This window comes from Streptomyces sp. NBC_01190 (assembly GCF_045039895.1).
GTDB lineage: Bacteria > Actinomycetota > Actinomycetes > Streptomycetales > Streptomycetaceae > Actinacidiphila.
In genome coordinates this window covers 3768846-3786002 of record NZ_CP108580.1, presented here as the reverse complement: position 1 = coordinate 3786002, position 17157 = coordinate 3768846, and the positions used below count along the sequence as shown (strand labels likewise).

Below are 17157 nucleotides of genomic sequence, written 5' to 3'. Positions count from 1 at the left end.
GAGAGGAGCAGCAACCAGATGAAGCACCGGAAGCCGAACAGCCTCCGGAGTGCCGATCGCTTACGTGTTGCCTGGTGGATCATCCAGATTGCAGTCTGGACCTACCAGCGCGTCAGCGACCGGTAAAACCGGCTGTGCGGGGGCCGTCCTCTTTAGCCGGTGGCGGCCTCCGCGTCCTTGCCCGTACGAGCTGGTCGTACGTGCCACGTGCTCACTTCATCATGGCCAATGGCCGCCGGTGGGCACCCCAGGTCCCACGACTTGGCATATGCCACCTTGGCGTCATCCGCCGCCCCGCCGCCGCAGCCACCGCGCCGCCGCAGGCGCCCTCACTCCGCCGCGGCGGCCGGAGCGGCCGCCGCCGCCCCCGCCGTACCGTCCGCGTCGGCGCACCGCTTCCGCTCCAGTACCACGATCGGGCAGTTCAGCGCCTCGGCGATCTTGGTGAGGTTGGCCGGGGTGGCGCTGCGCCAGCCCGACTCGATCTCGCCCATGAGCTGCTCACTGATGCCGACCAGGTCGGCGAGCGCCCGCTTCGTCAGCCCCGACTTCACCCGCGCCCAGGTGACCGCTTCCGGCTCCTGATGGAGCCTGCTCGGCCGGGTGCGGGTGCGCGATGTCATACAGAAAAAGTAGCGCGTAGTAGCGCGTGTCACAAGTAGTACCAGCAAACTACGCACAATAAAACAGCTACTAGCGCGTAGATGTGCAAGTCCGCCCAGCGTCCGCCTCACCCTTCACCCATCCGAGGTGGACGCTGAATGCGTAGTTGTGCGAAGCTCGCCGCATGACTGAGCGCCCACCCGCGCCGCCCGAGGGGGAGCTGATCAAGGCAGCCCTCAAGACATCACCGTTCTCCCAACGCCAGGCCGCACTGCGCGCCGGCATCAGCGAGACCAGGTGGCGGCAGATCGTCTCCGGCTACCAGGCGGTCGGCGGCGAGAAGGTCCCCTTCCGCAGCCGCGACGAGACCCTGGCCCGGATGGCCCACGTCGTCGGCGTCTCCCCCGGCGACCTGACCGAGGTCGGCCGCCCCGACGCCGCGGCCGCGCTGCTCGCCATCGAGGCGGACAAGCCGGACCAGGACACCGCCGCCGCTCTCCAGGCCGGCTCCCAGATCCGCGTCGACGAACGCTGGTACATGCTGGAGGCGCTCCTGCGCCAGGCCCGCAACGGCCTGAGCCGCGCCGAGTACAGCACCCTGGTCGACCGGATCAACGTCTTCTTCGCCCAGACCCCCGACTGGCAGCCCCCGGACCCGCTCCCCGTTCCCGGCGAAGCCCCGGAGGACCCGGAAGGCGCGGAATCCCGGTAAGGCCCGGAAGAAACCGCCGAGGAAGCCGCCGCGCCCCCGCCGCCCCCGCCGGCCCCAAGTGGTGGGGCGCGGCGGCCTCTGCGAGGGTGAGGGCGTGGAGGACCGGAACCCCGGACCGGTGACGGCGGACGCGCCGCCCGGCGCCGTCGACAAGACGCTGCTGACGCAGACCTGGCTCGACCTCGCCTTTCTGCACTGGCCGGTGGCGCCCTCCGTGGTCGCCCCGCTGCTGCCGCCGGGGGTGCGGCCGGACACGCTGGACGGCGTCACGTACGTCGGGCTGATCGCCTTCCGGATGTACCGGATCGGCTGGTTCCGGCTGCCGGGCGTGCCGTATCTGGGCACCTTCCCCGAGACCAACGTCCGGCTGTACTCGGTCGACGCCTCCGGCCGGCGCGGTGTGGTCTTCCGTTCCCTCGAAGCCGCCCGGCTCATCCCGGTCGCCGTCGCCCGCGCCACCTTCCGGCTGCCCTACGTGTGGTCGCGGATGGCGGTACGCCGGGACGGCGACATGATCACCTACGCCAGCAGCCGGCGCTGGCCGGGACCGCGCGGCGCCCGGACCCGGCTCTCGATCCGGATCGGCGCGCCGCTGGACCGGCCGACCGAACTCGACCACTTCGTGACCGCCCGCTGGGGCATGCACAACGCGATCCTCGGCCGGTCGGTCTACGTGCCCAACGCGCATCCGCGCTGGCCGCTGCACCGGGCCGAACTCCTCTCCCTGGACGAGGACGTGATCGTCGCCGCCGGCCTGCCCGCCACGTCAGGACCGCCGCCCAGCGTCCTCTACTCACCCGGCGTCCCGGTCCGCTTCGGCCGTCCGCGGCGCCTGGGCGGCGGCCCCACCCCCTGATCGCCAGGGTCGCGGCAGGTCGCGATGCGGAAACGAACAAGATCAAACGCAGAAGCCCGATGGAAGAATCAAAAAGTGATCGAATATTGATCGAATATTGACGGAATCGACCAACCGCCTTTATTTTCATGGCTGACGTCGATTCCCCATGATCCCCATGCTCCCCGCATGTCTGCCATGCCGGCCGCCGCGCAGACGAGATACAGCTCCCACCCCCCATCAAGGAGCACATCGACATGCGCAGACATCGCCGCTCCGCCATACCGGCCCCGGCCCCGTCGGCCCGCCCGCCCCGCTCCCGGCACCCGCGGCGCACCGCCCGCTCCCTCGGCGGGATCCTCGCCCTCTTTCTCGGCTTTCTCGGCTTACTCGGCCTGCTCATCGCGGTGCCGGGAACCTCACAGGCCGCCGGATCGCTGCCCTGCGACATCTACGCCGCCGCCGGCACCCCTTGCGTCGCCGCGCACAGCACGGTCCGCGCGCTCTACTCCGGCTACAACGGCAGCCTCTACCAGGTCACGCGCGGCTCGGACAACACCGCGCGCGACATCGGCCTGCTGGCCGCGGGCGGGTACGCCAACGCCGCCGCGCAGGACACCTTCTGCGCCGGCACCACCTGCGTCATCACCAAGATCTACGACCAGTCGCCGCAACACAACGACCTGCTCATCGAGCCGGCCGGCACGGCGGGAGCGGCCGACCGCGGCGCGTCCGCGAGCGCGCTGCCGATGACCATCGCGGGCCACTCCGTCTACGGCGTCTACATCTCGCCCGGCACCGGCTACCGGCGGACCTCAGCGGCCGGCGTCGCCACCAACGGGCAGCCGGAGTCGATGTACATGGTGGCCAGCGGCACCCACGTCAACGGCGGATGCTGCTTCGACTACGGCAATGTCGAGCACGAGGTCACCGACACGGGCAACGGCCACATGGACGCGGTGAACCTCGGCACCACCTGCTATTTCCCGCCCTGTACGGGCATCGGCCCCTGGGTGGCCGGCGACCTCGAGAACGGCCTGTTCCAAGGGCGCGGCTCCAATACCGCGAACCAGGGCAACGCCAGCAACTACGTGACCGCCCTGCTCAAGAACAACGGCCAGACCACCTTCGCGCTCAAAGGCGGCAACGGGCAGTCGGGCGGACTCACCACCTGGTACAACGGCCCCCTGCCCACCGGTGGTTACACCCCGATGCACCAGGAAGGCTCCATCGTCCTCGGCACCGGGGGCGACAACAGCAACGCCTCCATCGGCTCCTTCTTCGAGGGCGTGATGACGGCCGGCTACTCCACGGACGCCGCCGACAACGCCGTGCAGGCCAATATCGTCGCGGCCGGCTACTCCGGCAGCAGCGGCGGCAGTTCGGGATCCACCGTCACCGGGCCCGGTGGCAAGTGCCTCGACGTCGCCGCCGACGACACCGGCGTCAACGGTACGGCGGTGCAGTTGTGGGACTGCCAGTCCTACGCCCTCGACCAGCACTGGACCCACAACGCCGACAACTCGCTGAGTACGCTGGGTCGTTGTCTGGACGTCGTGGGCAACGGTACGGCGGCCGGCGCCCAGGTGGAGCTGTGGGACTGCAACGGCGTCGGCGGCCAGAAGTGGGTCCAGCAGGCCGACGGCTCGCTCCGTAATCCGCAGTCGGGGCGGTGCCTCGACGCGCCGAGCGGCGCGACGGCGAACGGGACCCGGCTCCAGATCTGGGACTGTAACGGCAGCACGGCGCAGAAGTTCTCCGTCAACGGCGGCGGCCCGATCGTCGGCCCCGGCGCCAAGTGCGTGGACGTCGCGGCCGACGACACCGGCGTCAACGGTACGGCGGTGCAGTTGTGGGACTGCCAGTCCTACGCCCTCGACCAGCACTGGTTCCACAACGCCAACGGCTCGCTGAGCACGCTGGGTCGTTGCCTGGACATCGTCGGCAACGGTACGGCGGCCGGCGCCCAGGTCGAGTTGTGGGACTGCGACGGGGTGGGCGGCCAGGTCTGGAACCAGCAGGCCGACGGCTCGCTCCGTAATCCGCAGTCGGGGCGGTGCCTCGACGCGCCGAGCGGCGCGACGGCGAACGGGACCCGGCTCCAGATCTGGGACTGCAACGGCAGCACGGCGCAGAAGTTCGCACTGAGCTGAGCCGAACTGATTCAGCCTGGGTTGAGCTGCGTCGGGCTGAGTTGAGCTGAGCTGCGCGTTGAGCGGCGGGTACGGGGGTCGGCCCTGTGCCCGCCGCCGTGCCGTTGACCCCCGCCGGTCAGCCGCCCCGCGGCCAGGCCGCCGCCGTAGTCGCGGTCGCCGTCGCGACGCTCGCCAGGCGCTCGTAGTCAAGGGTGTCGGGGGTGTCACCGGCGCGGTGGTACCGGTCGTTGCGGAAGTTGGCCGTATTGGTCAGCATCAGCGCGGGGACGCGGTGGTTCCAGAAGGGGGCGTGGTCGCTGCGGTCCAGGTTGCCGAGCGCGGGCAGCGCCAGGCCGAGCAGGGCGCCCAGCCGGCCGTCGGGGCGCGGGTCGCGGAGGCGGACCGTCGGCAGCACCGGGCTCGCCGCTGCCGCCGCCGCGCTCCAGGTGTCGGCGAGAGCGCGGGACGAGGCGCGGTGCACGATCAGCGTGAAGTCGCCGCGACCACCCGATCGCCGTACCGCCTTGACCGCTTCCGGCATGGCCAGGCGGGCACCGGACGGCAGTCGTTGGCTGTCGGGCTCGGTGGAGAAGTAGCCCACCGACTCCAGGCAGATCATCCCGCCGAGGGCGCGCCGCTCGCCCAGCAGCCGGCGGACGGCCTCGCGCGAGCCGATCAGCCCCAGCTCCTCCATGTCGAAGACCAGCAGAGTGACCGGCGGCGGTACGGGGAGGGCGCCGAGCAGCCGGGCCACCTCCAGGACGACGGCCACTCCGGAGGCGTTGTCGTCCGCGCCGGGGCTGTCCACCACGGTGTCGAGATGGGCGCCGACGACCAGCGTCGGCGGGGGCGGGCCGCCGGTGCTCGCGGGCAGGTCGGCGCCGGGCAGCTCGGCCCGCAGATTGGCGCCGGACAGGCCCCGGTGCAGCCGGACTTTCAGCGGGGTGGCGCGCGTGCCGGGGCGGTCGGTCGACCCGACGCGCACCGGTACGTCGAACGGTTCGCGGAAGACCTGCCAGCCCGCGGCGCGCAGGGCCTCCGTGACGTATGCCTCGGCGGCCGCCATGGCGTGCGGGGCGTGCCGACGGCCCCGGGGGCCGTGCGCGAGGGATTCGACATGGCGGCGGAGCAGGTGGGGGGTGGCTTGGCCGATGGGTTGCATGGCACCTCGCAGGGGGTTTCGGTTGTCACGATACGGGGTGGTTTTTTCTGGTGGGGGCGGGGCGGGGCGGTGCGGGGCGGTTGGTGGGTGGGGCGGGGTGGGGCGGTTGTCTTCGGGGTGCGGGTGCGTTGTGGTTGTTCGCGCAGTTCCTCGCGCCCCTGGTGGGGTGCCCGGCGCGGTTGCTCGCTCCCTGGCAGGGCGCCCGGCTCGGTTGTTTGCGGCTCTGAGGGGGCGCGTCGGCGGGGGATGGGGTTTTGCGCTACCCCTGAGTGCGTCCGGGCGCCGTTGGCCGGGGTGGGTTGGGCTGGGATGTTTGACGGAGGGGCCGGAGCTGAGGGGGATCATGGGAAGACGTTGGCTGGTGACGGGGTGCTCGTCGGGGCTCGGGCGGGCGCTGGCGGTCGCGGTGGCGGAGGCCGGCGACTCGGTGCTCGCGACGGCCCGCAAGCCCGCCGCGCTGGACGAACTCGCCCGCCGGTATCCCGGCCGCGTCACCACGGCCGCGCTCGACGTATGCGATCCGCGGCAGTGCGCGGCGGCGGTGGCGTACGCGGTGGACCGCCTCGGCGGGATCGACGTGCTGGTCAACAACGCCGGGGCCGGGCTCTTCGGCGCGGTCGAGGAGGTCTCCGACCATGAGGTGCGCGAGCAGTTGGAGACCTTGGTGGTCGGGCCCTGGCGGCTGGCCCGGCTGGTCCTTCCGCTGATGCGGGCCCAGCGCTCCGGCCACATCGTCAATGTCTCGTCGGTCGTCGGCCGGCTGGCCCTGCCCGGTCTCGCCGCGTACGTCACCGGCAAATACGCGCTGGAAGGCCTCAGCCAGGCGCTCGCCGCCGAGGTCGGCGGCTTCGGGATCCGCGTCACCGTGCTCGAACCCGGCATGTTCGACACCGGCTACGCACGCGCGCTGACCGAGACGGCCACCCGGATCGGCGCCTACGAGGCGGTGGGCGGCCCGGTACGCACCGGCATCCGCGACATGGCGAAGCAGCCCGGCATCGGCAGCCCGGAAGACTTCGCGGCGCTGGTGCTCCGCGTCGTCGCCACCCCCACCGCCCCCTCACGTATCCCGATCGGCCCCGACGCCTACACCTACCTGGAGGCGGCCGACGCCACGGCCCGCCGCGAATTCGCCGCCGCGAAGGACTTCGCTCACCCCGCGGAACCCCGCCCCTGACCGGCTTCGACCGGCCCTGACCACTTCTGCTCGCCCGCCGACCGGCCCCGTCCGCCCGCTCGCCCCCAACACCCGCCATGTCAACCAGGCCCAGGGCCGATTACGCTGACGCCGACACGGGTTCGCCAGGGGGAGAGGGGCACTGCTGTGACGACGGGGCGGCGGAGCTTGAGGTCCGGCACGGTGGTGCTCGGCGGCATAGGGCTGCTCGCCGCGACGCTCGTCTCGTGTTCCTCGGAGCCCGACCGGCGCTGCGTCGATCCGCACACCCACAAGACGCTGGACGGCAAGGAGTGCCGGAGCGGTGGCAGCGGCCACTGGTATTACGGCGGTTCGGTGCACGACCACAAGGTGTCGGGGGGCGGTTTCACCAAGCCGGGGGTCGAGCGGGGCGGTTTCGGGCACGGGGACTCGGACTCGGTCGGCGGCTGAGCGGCCCGGCAGCACCGGAGAGCACGAGAGCCAGCGACCCCGAGAGCCGCAGCGCCGCCCGATGAGACGCCACACCATCACGCCCCGCCCCGACTGGCAGCGGATCGTCGAGGAGCAGGGACTGGTCTATCCGCTGACCCGCTACCCCGACGACTCGCTGCGCCCGTACTGGGACGAGAGCGCGTACTACTCCTTCACGCTGCCCGAGGTCGAGGCGCTCGAAGAGGTCGTGGCGGAGCTGCACCGGCTGTGCCTCGACGCGGCGGAACACATCGTGGCGCGGGGCCGGTTCGCCGATCTCGGCATCACCGACCCGCGACTGGCCGCCCTGGTCGCCGAGTCCTGGCGGCGGCGTGCGCGACTGCCGTCCGTCTACGGGCGGTTCGATCTGCGGTACGGCGGGGTGGACGGCGGTCCGGCGAAGCTGCTGGAGTACAACGCGGACACCCCCACCTCGCTGGTCGAGGCGGCGGCCGCCCAGTGGTTCTGGATGGAGGAGCGGTTTCCCGGCGCCGACCAGTGGAACTCGCTGCACGAGCAACTCGTCGCCACCTGGCGGCGGCAGGCGCCGCTGCTGCCGCCGGGCCCCGTGCACTTCGCGCACTCGGCCGCCGACGAACTCGGCGAGGACCTGATGACCGTCGCCTATCTGCGGGAGACCGCCGAGCAGGCGGGCATCGCCACCGAGGCGCTGCCCATGGAAGAGATCGGCTGGGACGAGCTGTCGGGGCGGTTCGTGGACGAGCGGCTCGGCTTCATCCGCAGTTGCTTCAAGCTCTACCCGTGGGAGTGGCTGGCGACGGACCGCTTCGGCCCGCACGTGCTGGACACGCTGGACACCGGGGGCGGCACCGGCACCACCTGCTGGATCGAGCCGGCCTGGAAGATGCTGCTCTCCAACAAGGCGCTGCTCGCCATCCTTTGGGAGCTGAACCCCGGCCACCCCAACCTGCTGCCCGCCTACCTCGACGGACCCCATGACCTCGCCGAGGCCCCCGGCTATGTCGCCAAACCGCTGCTCGGCCGGGAGGGCGCGGGCGTCACCGTCCATCCGGCGGGCGCACCGCCGGTGATCCGCGCGGAAGAGCCCTGCTGCTACCAGGAGTTGGCCCCGCTCGCCGACTTCGACGGCAACCGCGTGGTGCTGGGCGCGTGGGTGGTGGGCGACGAGCCGTGCGGCCTGGGCCTGCGCGAATCCCCGGGCCTGATCACCGACGGCTACGCCCGCTTCCTCCCGCACATCATCGACTGACCGGTGCCCCCGATCGAATGACCCGTGCCCCCGCGATCCGCGGTGATCTACACTGCGCCGGTGACCTCGCCACGCGGACGCGGACGCCTGCGCGGCTCCCGTCCCGCGCCGCCCGCGGGAGAGCCACGGGCAGGCCGCCGGGGGCCGGCCGGCCCGGTGGCGGCGCGCAGGGGGCGGGACCGGAACGGCGGGTTGACCTGGGCACCGACGGTGTGCGGGATGGTTTCCATCAGTGGATCCTGTGGGGGGATTTGATGCGTTGGTCCAGGACTTCGGTCACGACGGCCCTTGCCGTCCTGCTCGGGGTCAGCGGCGGTATCGGGGTGGCCGGGACGGCTTCGGCCGGCACGCCGGCGCCCCTCGGGCTGCCCGGCTACTCACACATGGTGGTGGACGGCCCGCACCGCCATGTGTTCATCAGCGGCGGTCCCGGCAGTACGGGCCTCGCCGTCACCGACTTCGACGGCGGCCGGGTGGGCACGGTGACCGGCGAGCCCGGCGCCACCTCGATGGCGCTGTCCCCCGACGGCGGCACGCTCTATGTGGCGCTGCCCGGCAGCGACGCCGTGTCGGCGGTGGACACCGCGACGCTCACCGAGACCGCCCGGTACAGCACCGGAACCGGCCCGCAGGAAGCGGCGCGATACCTCGCCTTCGCGGGCGGCCGGCTCTGGTTCGGCTACGGCGAGGGAGGCCGCGGCGGCATCGGCTCGATCGACGTCGGCGCCGCGCGGCCGACCGTCTCACCGGCCGACGGCGGCTTCTGGTACGCGGCGCCGGTGCTGGCGAGCAGCCCGGCCGCGCCCGGCGTCCTGGTGGCCGGCGACAACACCAGCGAGCCGTCCCAGGTGAAGGTCTACGACGTCTCGGCCGGCTCCGCGGTCACCACCGCCTACCGCTCCGACGGCGGCGCGTTCGTGCAGGACCTGGCGATCACGCCGGACGGCAAGGACGTCCTGGTGGCGACCGGATACCCGTACTACCAGCAGGTCTTCAAGCTGGGCGACCTCTCGGACGACGGGCGCTACACCACCTCCAACTACCCCGACTCGGTCGCCGTGGCCCCGGACGGCACGGTGGCGGCGGGCGTCCACTCCGGGCGGCCGGACATCTACGTCTTTCCGGCCGGTACGGACACCGCGCTGCACAGCTACGACGTCTCGTCCGAGAACAACAACGTCGACCTCGCCTCGGCCGGACTGGCCTGGGCACCGGACGGCAGCCGGCTGTTCGCGATCACCGAGCAGCTCGGCGGCGGACCGCCGATCCTGCACGTACTCGCCGACCCCCGTAAGGCCGGCACCCAACTCTCGCTGCCGATACCGCAGTTCGGCTACACCGGCCAACCCGTCACGTTGAGCGGGCAGTTGACGTCGGAGCTGCCCTTCGACGACGGCCAGGTGCTGCACCTCGTGCGGACCGATCCCGCGCACCCGGACGGCGTCCCGCTCGCTGACGTCCCCGTCGCGGCCGACGGCACCTTCGCCTTCACCGACACACCCACCGTGAACGGCACCAACACGTACACGGTGACGTACCCGGGCGACACCACCCACGCGGGCGCCACCGAGACCGCTCAGGTGGTGGTCGACCGGGCGGCGGCCCAACTGGTGCTGAACGGACCGGCGAAGGCGACCCGGGCCACCGCGGTGAAGCTCAGCGGCACGCTGACCTCTCCGCTGGCCCTCCCCGCCGGACAGGTGGTGAACGTCAGCCGTGCGGACGCCTCGGGCACGACGAAGCTGCCGGCCGTACGCGTCGCCGCCGACGGCACCTTCGCCTTCACCGACACCCCGCAGATCGGCGGCGCCGACAACTACGCGGTCACGTATGCCGGGGATGGCTCCCACGGGTCGTCGGCCGCCAACCACGTGGTCCAGGTGTCCCGGTCCGCCACGGCGGTGTCGGTCACGGCGAACGCCGCCGACTACACCTACGGCGCCACCGCGAGGATCACCGCGCACCTCGGCGCCACGTACAACGGCCGTACGCTGTCGATCTACGCGCAGCCGTACGGCGGCGCGAAGACGCTGATCAAGGCGGGCAAGGTCGACGCCCACGGCAATCTGGCCGTCGGCTACCAGGTCACCCGGCGCACCGCCTTCACCGCCGCCTTCGCCGGCGACTACCGCTACGCGCCCGCGACCACCGCCGCGCACTACGTCTGGTCCTACGCCCGCGTCACCGAGGCGCAGAAGAGCTACTACACCAGCGCCCGGATCGGCGCCGCCACCTACCGGGTCTACCACCACAAGACCAACCCCGTGACGGGGGCGACCATCGCGCCGGTCAAGCGCGGCGAGTGCGTGGCCTTCACCGCCCAGGTCCTGTCGGGCGGCGCCTGGCACACCATCGCCACGGCGAGCTGCATCCGCACCGGCACCACCGGCGCGGCCTGGGCCACCCTCTCCGGCACCCACGTGATCGGCTACCACTACCGCTTCCGCGCCGAGTACGTCCGGCCGGCCGCGGACCCGGCCAACCTCAGCACCTACGGATCCTGGCAGTACTTCCTCTTCCGCACCTGACCGTCCGGCCGACGGGGGCGCCGACCGGAAACCCCGGTCGGCGCCCCCGTTTCGGTGCCGCCCTAGAGGTCGTGGTGGACCGTGCGGGCGACGGCCTCGATGGTGCCGATGCCGTAGCTCATCGTGCTGTCGTCCTGGGTGAGCACCACGATGCCGTAGTCGCGGCCGCCGCCGGTGAAGGCGCCGACGCTGTGGACGCGCCAGGCGTGGGTCGAGCGGGAGAGCCAGCCGTTCTTCACGTGGACGCTCACACCTTTCGGGGCGCCGGCCGGCACACCCCAGCGCTGGGCGGGGATCACCTTGTTCATCAGCCGGAGCGCGTAATCACGCGAGTCCGGTCCGAGGACGGAGTTGTTCGCGGTGAGGAGCTGCATCAGCTTGAGCTCGTCGCCCGCGGTGATCTGGGTGAGGCCCCAGTATCCGTTCGCGCCCGGCGTCGTCTGCGTCATCTTCGCCAGGGTGAGGAAGTGCTTTATGCGGGTCAGGCCGAGCTGCTTCCACAGCGCGGTGGTCGCGTTGTTGTCCGACTTGGTGATCATCGCGGTGGTGAGGCTGACCTCCCGCGCGGTCAGCTTGCGGTTGGCCTCCTTGGCCTGCCGCAGCAGCGCGCCCAGGACGGTCACCTTGACGGCGCTGGCGGAGTCGAAGCGGCGGCCGGCGTCGAGCGTGCAGTGGGTACCGGTCCTGCGGTCGTAGAGGGCCACGGCCGTCGTGCTCTTCCGCGAGCCGAGCGCCGCCTTGATGTCCTTGGTCAAGGTGGCCGCGAGTCCGGCCTTCGCCGAGGTGCAGACGACCTTCGGCGGTGTCGCGGCGGCGGCCGGCACCGCGCCGGCGACGACCGGCACCAGTGTGCCGACGGCGATCGCCAGGGGCAGCGCGCGGCGGGCGCCGCCGGTTATCAGGCGTGGCAGCATGCGGGGATTCCATCCTCGTCGTCACCTCGGGCAGGTGGCTCGGCACGTCGGGTATACCGGTCGGGCCCGGCATCGCGCCACAAGACTCCGGTGAGCCGGCCCCGTACGGCGGCGGACGCGTGGACGTCGAGCGTCGGCCCGGCGCCGTACATGCCGCTCAACGGCCCGTCAGGTTGTGCGGAGCCTGCGGCGATTCGGCGCTCCCGGGCCCCCGGGTCACGGCAGCCCCCGGCACAGGGAGGGGTGGGCGGAACCGGTCCCGGCTCCGCCCACCCCTGTGCCCTTCCGGGCCCCGCACGGCCTCTCATCCCCGAGCCGCCATCCGGCGGACGACCGTACGTACTTCACCTGCCCGTCCCACACGCCGCCAGCCGGGGCCATCCGGGTGATTCCGCCGGAACAAGCCTCCTGAGCACCCGGCAACCGACCTCCTCCCACTGCGACGCGGGAGGCCGCTGGGGCGGCCGGGACGGACATGACGATTCGTCACATCGTACGGAGAACAGGGTGGACGGCAGCCATTCGTTGTTCACCGGGACGTCGCCCGCCGGCCGCCGGACACTGCGACATTGCGCGCCATGGACACACCTAACACGGGTATCGACGCCAGACTCGCCGCCACGATGAGCATGGCGGAGCAGCACGAGTATCTGCGGTCCAAAGTGACGCGCCGTCGGATGGTGCTCGGCGGGATCGCGACCGCCGGTACCGTCGCCGCGTCCGGTCTGCTCAGCGGGGTCGCCCAGGCGCAGACCCCCGCTCCCGCACTGCTGACCCGGCCGGCCACCGGTCACCACGTGGACGGCGCGCTGGTCGCCCCGTTCGGACGCCACCTCCAGTTCGGCGCCGACCCCAAGACGCAGTTCACCATCTCCTGGCAGGTCCCGCTCGCGGTCCGCAAGCCGTTCGTCCGGATCGGCCTCCAGCCGTGGTCGCTCAGCCACAAGATCGAGGCCGAGGTCCGGGACCTGCACACCCCGCAGCTTCTCAACAGCAAGCTGCCGCCGGTCGACCAGTACTACCTGCACGCGCGGATCGGCGGACTGCGCCCCGGCACCACCTACTACTACGGCGTGGGCCACCAGGGCTTCGACCCCGCCGAGTCCGCCGCCTTCGCCACCATCGGCTCCTTCACCACCGCCCCGGCGCACAACGAGCGCTTCACCTTCACCGCCTTCGGCGACCAGGGCGTCAGCTACCACGCGCTGGCCAACGACTCGCTGATCCTGGCCCGTAACCCGGCCTTCCACCTGCACGCGGGCGACATCTGCTACGCCGACCCGGACGGTTCGGGACAGGCGAGCGACGCGGCCGACTACGACGCGCGCACCTGGGACCAGTTCCTGGCGCAGACCGAGTCGGTGGCGGCCCGGGTGCCGTGGATGGTGACCACCGGCAACCACGACATGGAGGCCTGGTACTCGCCGAACGGCTACGGCGGCCAGCAGGCCCGCTGGTCGCTCCCGGCCACCGGCCACGCCCCGGAGACCCAGCCGGGCGCGTACTCCTTCGTCTACGGCAACACCGCGGTGATCGCGCTCGACGCCAACGACGTGTCCTACGAGATCCCGGCCAACTACGGGATCACCGCGGGCAAGCAGACCGCGTGGCTCGACCGCACACTGGCCGGGTTCCGCAAGCAGCGCGGCATCGACTTCCTGGTGGTGTTCTTCCACCACTGCGCGTACTCCACCACCACCTCGCACGCCTCCGACGGCGGTGTGCGGGCCGAGTGGGTGCCGATCTTCGAGAAGCACCAGGTGGACCTGGTCATCAACGGCCACAACCACGTCTACGAGCGGACCGACGCGATCCGCGAGGGCGCGGTCTCCCACCAGGTGCTGATCGGCGACACCACCCGCCCCGCCACCGACGGCACGGTCTACATCACCGCGGGCGGCGCCGGCCGCAGCCTCTACAGCTTCCCGGTGCCCGACACGTACGAGGACCACGAGAACCGGGTCGACACGGTGACGACGTGGCACTCGGCCAAGGGCGGCGGCCAGGTCGCGGACACCGTGCACTGGTCGCGGGTCCGCTACACCGGCTACTCCTTCATCTCGGTGGACGTCGAGCCGGCCCGCTCGGGCCGCGAGTCGACCCTCACGGTCTCCGCCATCGCCGAGACCGGCGAGCGGGTCGACCACTTCACTGTGGCCCGCCGCGCCAAGTGACACCCGGCGCGCGGTAGCGCGGCCGCACCGACCGCCGCGCACGGCGCCGCGCCGAGCCGCGCCGAGCCGCGCCGCACCGACCGGCGGACGGTCCCGCACCCCGGGGCCGTCCACCGGCTTCCTCCGGCGGGACCGCACCGGGCGGCGCGTACGCTCGATGAGGGCGGGGCCTGGATCGGGAGGTGGGCGGTGCGGCGGACGTATCTGCTGTGGGCGACGGCGGCCGCCGGGCTGGCGGTGGACCAGAGCACGAAGGCGATCGCGGCGGTCGCCGTCGAGGGCCGGGAGCCCCGCCACGCGCTCGGCGGCGAAGTGACCTTCACCACATTCCGCAACTCCGGCGCGGCCGGCTCCTTCGCACCCCACGCCACCCTGGTCTTCTCGCTGCTCGCGGTCGGCGTGCTGATCTTCATCGCGCGCGTCTCGGGATCCGTACGGTCGGCCGGCTGGGCGGTCGGCCTCGGGCTGATCTTCGCCGGAGCCGGCGGAAACCTCACCGACCGGCTCTTCCGCACCCCCGGCTTCGGCCGCGGCGCCGTGCTGGACTTCATCCAGGTCGGCCACTCGGGGATCTTCAACCTCGCCGACCAATGTGTCACCGCGGGCGCCCTGGTGATCCTCTTCCAGACCTTCCGAGGGGTCCCGATGCGCGCCAAGGAGCCTACGTACAGCCCGTCGTGAAGGTCCACCGAGCGGTGAACCACGGAATCCCGGATTGCGTGGTAGCTGGTATCAGGGCACCCACAGGTGACTCGCGCACCGCCCGCCCCGCTCGATGAACGGACACATGTGAAGAGGAAACCGGCGCTCGGCGCCACCCTGCTGGCCGGCGCACTGATCACGGCGATAGCGGGCACCGCACCCGCCTTCGCGGCGGGCCACCACGCGCGCGGCCTCGACTACGTGGCCCTGGGGGACTCCTACGCCTCGGCTCCGGTGGTCCCCACGCAGGTGGACGCCGCCTGCGCCCGCTCGGACCACAACTACCCCTCGCTGGTGGCGGCCGCGAAGAAGGCCACGCTGACGGACGTGAGCTGTTCCGGCGCGACCACCGCGGACATGACCGCGCCGCAGGGCAGCGTGCCGCCGCAGTTCGCCGCGCTCGACCGGCACACCGACCTGGTCACCGTCACCATCGGCGGCAACGACATCGGTTTCAGCACCATCCTCGGCACCTGCGCGCAGTTGACCGCGACCGACCCCGCCGGGGCGCCCTGCCAGGCCCACTTCACCAGCGGCGGCACCGACCAGCTCAAGCAGGTCATCGACCGGACCGCGCCCAAGGTGGCGAAGGTGCTGCGCGGCATCCAAGCGCGGGCGCCGCACGCCCGGGTCCTCCTCGTCGGCTACCCGGACCTCTTCCCGAACGACGGGGTCGGCTGCACCTCCCAGACCACCCCCTTCGCGGCCGGTGACTTCGCCTACATGCGGGACACCGAGAAGCGGCTCAACGGCATGCTGGCCCGGACGGCGGCCTGGAACCACGCGGGCTACGTCGACACGAACACGCCGACCATCGGCCACGACATGTGTCAGCTCCCGGCCGACCGCTGGATCGAGAACCTGGCCCCGGCCTCTCCCGCGGCCCCCGCCCACCCCAACGCTCTCGGTGAGCAGGCCATGGCGAAGGCGACCGCCCGCCACCTCGCCGCCCACCGCTGACCCTTCCCGTCGAAGCGCCGCCTGTCGTGCGGACGAGCCGGTGGCTTGTCCACAGGGCGGGCCGTGCCGGGGCGTACGCTCGTGCGAGAAGGTTCCGAGGCCCGTTCGGAGGGAGGCGCCGTGCTCACGCTCGATCTGCACCCGATCTTCCGGAACAACCGGGACATCGATCTGGCGCTGCGGGAGACGCTGTTCCGGGCCGCGCGGACCGGGGTCGACGTCGTGGAGATCATCCCCGGGAAGGGCACGGGCAAGCTGAAGAAGCGGGTGCTCGCCTTCCTGGCGCAGAAGCACATCAAGAAGCTCTACGTCCGGGTCGAGACGGACGAGACCAACACGGGCCGGGTGCTGGTCCACCTCCGCCCCCCGGACCCGAAGGCCTGACGCCCGGGGCGGCCCCGGGCGGGTGCCGGATGCCGGGTCGGGTGCCGCCCGCCGGCCCTCGGGGCCGGGCGCCGCGGCCGCCGGATCGCCTGTCGGCCGCCGGCCCTCGGGGCCGGGGGCAGCCCGCCGCCGGGTGCCGGGAGCGGGTCCAGCCCGCCCGCCGTCGCCCCGCCGTCGGCCGCTCGCCGGCTCAGCCGGCCGGGGTCAGCAGGACCTTGCCGCGGATCCGGCCGGCGGCACTGAGCTCGTGCACCAGCGCCGCCTCCGCCAGCGGATAGGTCGCGCTGACCTCGACCCGCAGCTCGCCGGCGTCGACCTTCTTGGCCAGGGTCGCCAACTGATCCGCGTCGGCTCGCAGTTGCATGGCGACGGACCGTACGTCCCGGTCCTCATCCGCCGGTGCGGGTGTCGCCGTCGTGACGATCACACCGCCGGGCCGTACCAGCCCGGTCAGCGCGGCCAGTTGCGCCGCCGAGCCCATCGCCAGGCTGACCACGACGTCGACCTGCTCGATGAGCGCGTCGGCCGGGTCGGTGACGGTGTAGTCGACGAGCTGGTCGGCGCCCTGGGCGCGGACCGCGTCCGCGCTGCGCGGGCTCGCCGTCGCGATGACGAACGCGCCCGCCTGCTTGGCCAGTTGGACGGCGAACCCGCCGACTCCGCCGCCGGCGCCGCTGATGAGTATCCGCTGCCCGGCGAGCAGTCCGGCGTGCTCGAAGAGCGCCTGCCAGGCGGTCTGCGCGGCGGCGGGCAGCGCCGCGGCCTCGGTCAGCGGGATCGTGGTCGGGGCCGGCGCCAGCACATCGGCGGGGGCGACGACGAACTCGGCCGCCGCGCCGTCGGCCACCATCGGCAGGAACCCGATCACCTGGTCGCCGACGGACCACCGCGTGACGCCGTCACCGAGCCCCACCACCGTCCCGGCCACGTCGATGCCGGGGATGTGCGGGAAGGCCACCGGGAACACCGGCTGGAGGTAGCCGGCCCGGATCCCCGCGTCGACCGGGTTGAAGGAGGTCGCGGCGACTTCGATCAGCACCTGTCCCGCGGCCGGGGCGGGCCGCTCGGCGTCCTCGTAACGCAGCACACCGGTGTCGCCGTACTCGTGGAAACGCACTGCCTTCATGGAAGCTCTCCTCAGTCGTCAAGTGCTACGAATTCGAAGCACATGACGACTGTAGACCTAC

Annotated in this window: 16 protein-coding genes; 11 read left to right on the top strand and 5 right to left on the bottom strand. The window is 72.1% G+C overall.

The features are described from left to right. Nucleotides 1-329 precede the first annotated feature (329 nt). A complete protein-coding gene (locus OG519_RS15625) occupies nt 330-623 on the bottom strand; it encodes a helix-turn-helix domain-containing protein (RefSeq protein ID WP_405583676.1) in 294 nt (97 codons plus the stop codon). Nucleotides 624-787: 164 nt separating this feature from the next. On the opposite strand from OG519_RS15625, the gene OG519_RS15620 reads away from it, so the two are divergent. Next, on the top strand, nt 788-1315 hold the full coding sequence (locus tag OG519_RS15620; RefSeq protein ID WP_405583674.1) for a helix-turn-helix domain-containing protein: 528 nt from the start codon (nt 788-790) through the stop codon (nt 1313-1315). Nucleotides 1316-1409: 94 nt separating this feature from the next. Next, the gene (locus OG519_RS15615; protein ID WP_405583672.1) at nt 1410-2171 is read left to right on the top strand and encodes a YqjF family protein; all 762 of its coding nucleotides are present in this window, start codon (nt 1410-1412) and stop codon (nt 2169-2171) included. Between the two features lie 68 nt (nt 2172-2239). On the opposite strand, the gene OG519_RS15610 is transcribed toward OG519_RS15615, so the two are convergent. Further along, nucleotides 2240-2419 carry a hypothetical protein gene (locus OG519_RS15610; RefSeq protein WP_405583670.1) on the bottom strand — a complete coding sequence of 60 codons (180 nt, stop codon included), beginning with the start codon at nt 2417-2419 and terminating at the stop codon, nt 2240-2242. Between OG519_RS15610 and OG519_RS15605 the strand changes: the two genes are divergently transcribed. After that, a complete protein-coding gene (locus tag OG519_RS15605; RefSeq protein WP_405583668.1) occupies nt 2408-4303 on the top strand; it encodes an arabinofuranosidase catalytic domain-containing protein in 1896 nt (631 codons plus the stop codon). The genes OG519_RS15610 and OG519_RS15605 overlap by 12 nt on opposite strands. Before the next feature lie 118 nt (nt 4304-4421). On the opposite strand, the gene OG519_RS15600 is transcribed toward OG519_RS15605, so the two are convergent. Further along, nucleotides 4422-5447 carry a M28 family peptidase gene (locus tag OG519_RS15600; RefSeq protein WP_405583666.1) on the bottom strand — a complete coding sequence of 342 codons (1026 nt, stop codon included), beginning with the start codon at nt 5445-5447 and terminating at the stop codon, nt 4422-4424. A 343-nt stretch (nt 5448-5790) separates the two neighbouring features. Between OG519_RS15600 and OG519_RS15595 the strand changes: the two genes are divergently transcribed. From OG519_RS15595 to OG519_RS15580, 4 genes are all read left to right on the top strand, one after another. Further along, nucleotides 5791-6624 (top strand): SDR family oxidoreductase, encoded by an 834-nt coding sequence (locus tag OG519_RS15595; protein WP_405583664.1) that lies wholly within the window; start codon nt 5791-5793, stop codon nt 6622-6624. A 168-nt stretch (nt 6625-6792) separates the two neighbouring features. Then, nucleotides 6793-7056: a hypothetical protein gene (locus OG519_RS15590; RefSeq protein ID WP_405583662.1), complete on the top strand. Its 264-nt coding sequence runs from the start codon at nt 6793-6795 to the stop codon at nt 7054-7056. Between the two features lie 61 nt (nt 7057-7117). After that, nucleotides 7118-8308 carry a glutathionylspermidine synthase family protein gene (locus tag OG519_RS15585; RefSeq protein ID WP_405583660.1) on the top strand — a complete coding sequence of 397 codons (1191 nt, stop codon included), beginning with the start codon at nt 7118-7120 and terminating at the stop codon, nt 8306-8308. Nucleotides 8309-8562: 254 nt separating this feature from the next. Then, nucleotides 8563-10836: an Ig-like domain repeat protein gene (locus tag OG519_RS15580; protein ID WP_405583658.1), complete on the top strand. Its 2274-nt coding sequence runs from the start codon at nt 8563-8565 to the stop codon at nt 10834-10836. Nucleotides 10837-10898: 62 nt separating this feature from the next. Here the strand turns inward: OG519_RS15580 and OG519_RS15575 are convergent, their stop codons facing one another. Beyond that, on the bottom strand, nt 10899-11750 hold the full coding sequence (locus tag OG519_RS15575) for a serine hydrolase (protein ID WP_405583656.1): 852 nt from the start codon (nt 11748-11750) through the stop codon (nt 10899-10901). A gap of 578 nt (nt 11751-12328) precedes the next feature. Here OG519_RS15575 and OG519_RS15570 point away from each other — a divergent pair. From OG519_RS15570 to OG519_RS15555, 4 genes are all read left to right on the top strand, one after another. Then, nucleotides 12329-13924: a purple acid phosphatase family protein gene (locus tag OG519_RS15570; protein WP_405583654.1), complete on the top strand. Its 1596-nt coding sequence runs from the start codon at nt 12329-12331 to the stop codon at nt 13922-13924. Nucleotides 13925-14113: 189 nt separating this feature from the next. Further along, nucleotides 14114-14605 (top strand): signal peptidase II, encoded by a 492-nt coding sequence (locus OG519_RS15565; RefSeq protein WP_405583652.1) that lies wholly within the window; start codon nt 14114-14116, stop codon nt 14603-14605. 108 nt (nt 14606-14713) lie between these two features. Beyond that, entirely contained in the window at nt 14714-15586 is an 873-nt protein-coding gene (locus OG519_RS15560; RefSeq protein WP_405583650.1) for an SGNH/GDSL hydrolase family protein, read from the top strand. Between the two features lie 120 nt (nt 15587-15706). After that, nucleotides 15707-15970, top strand: coding sequence for a Smr/MutS family protein (locus OG519_RS15555; protein ID WP_405583648.1), 264 nt, complete (start codon nt 15707-15709; stop codon nt 15968-15970). Nucleotides 15971-16160: 190 nt separating this feature from the next. Here the strand turns inward: OG519_RS15555 and OG519_RS15550 are convergent, their stop codons facing one another. After that, a complete protein-coding gene (locus OG519_RS15550) occupies nt 16161-17096 on the bottom strand; it encodes an NADP-dependent oxidoreductase (protein ID WP_405583646.1) in 936 nt (311 codons plus the stop codon). Nucleotides 17097-17157: the final 61 nt, after the last annotated feature.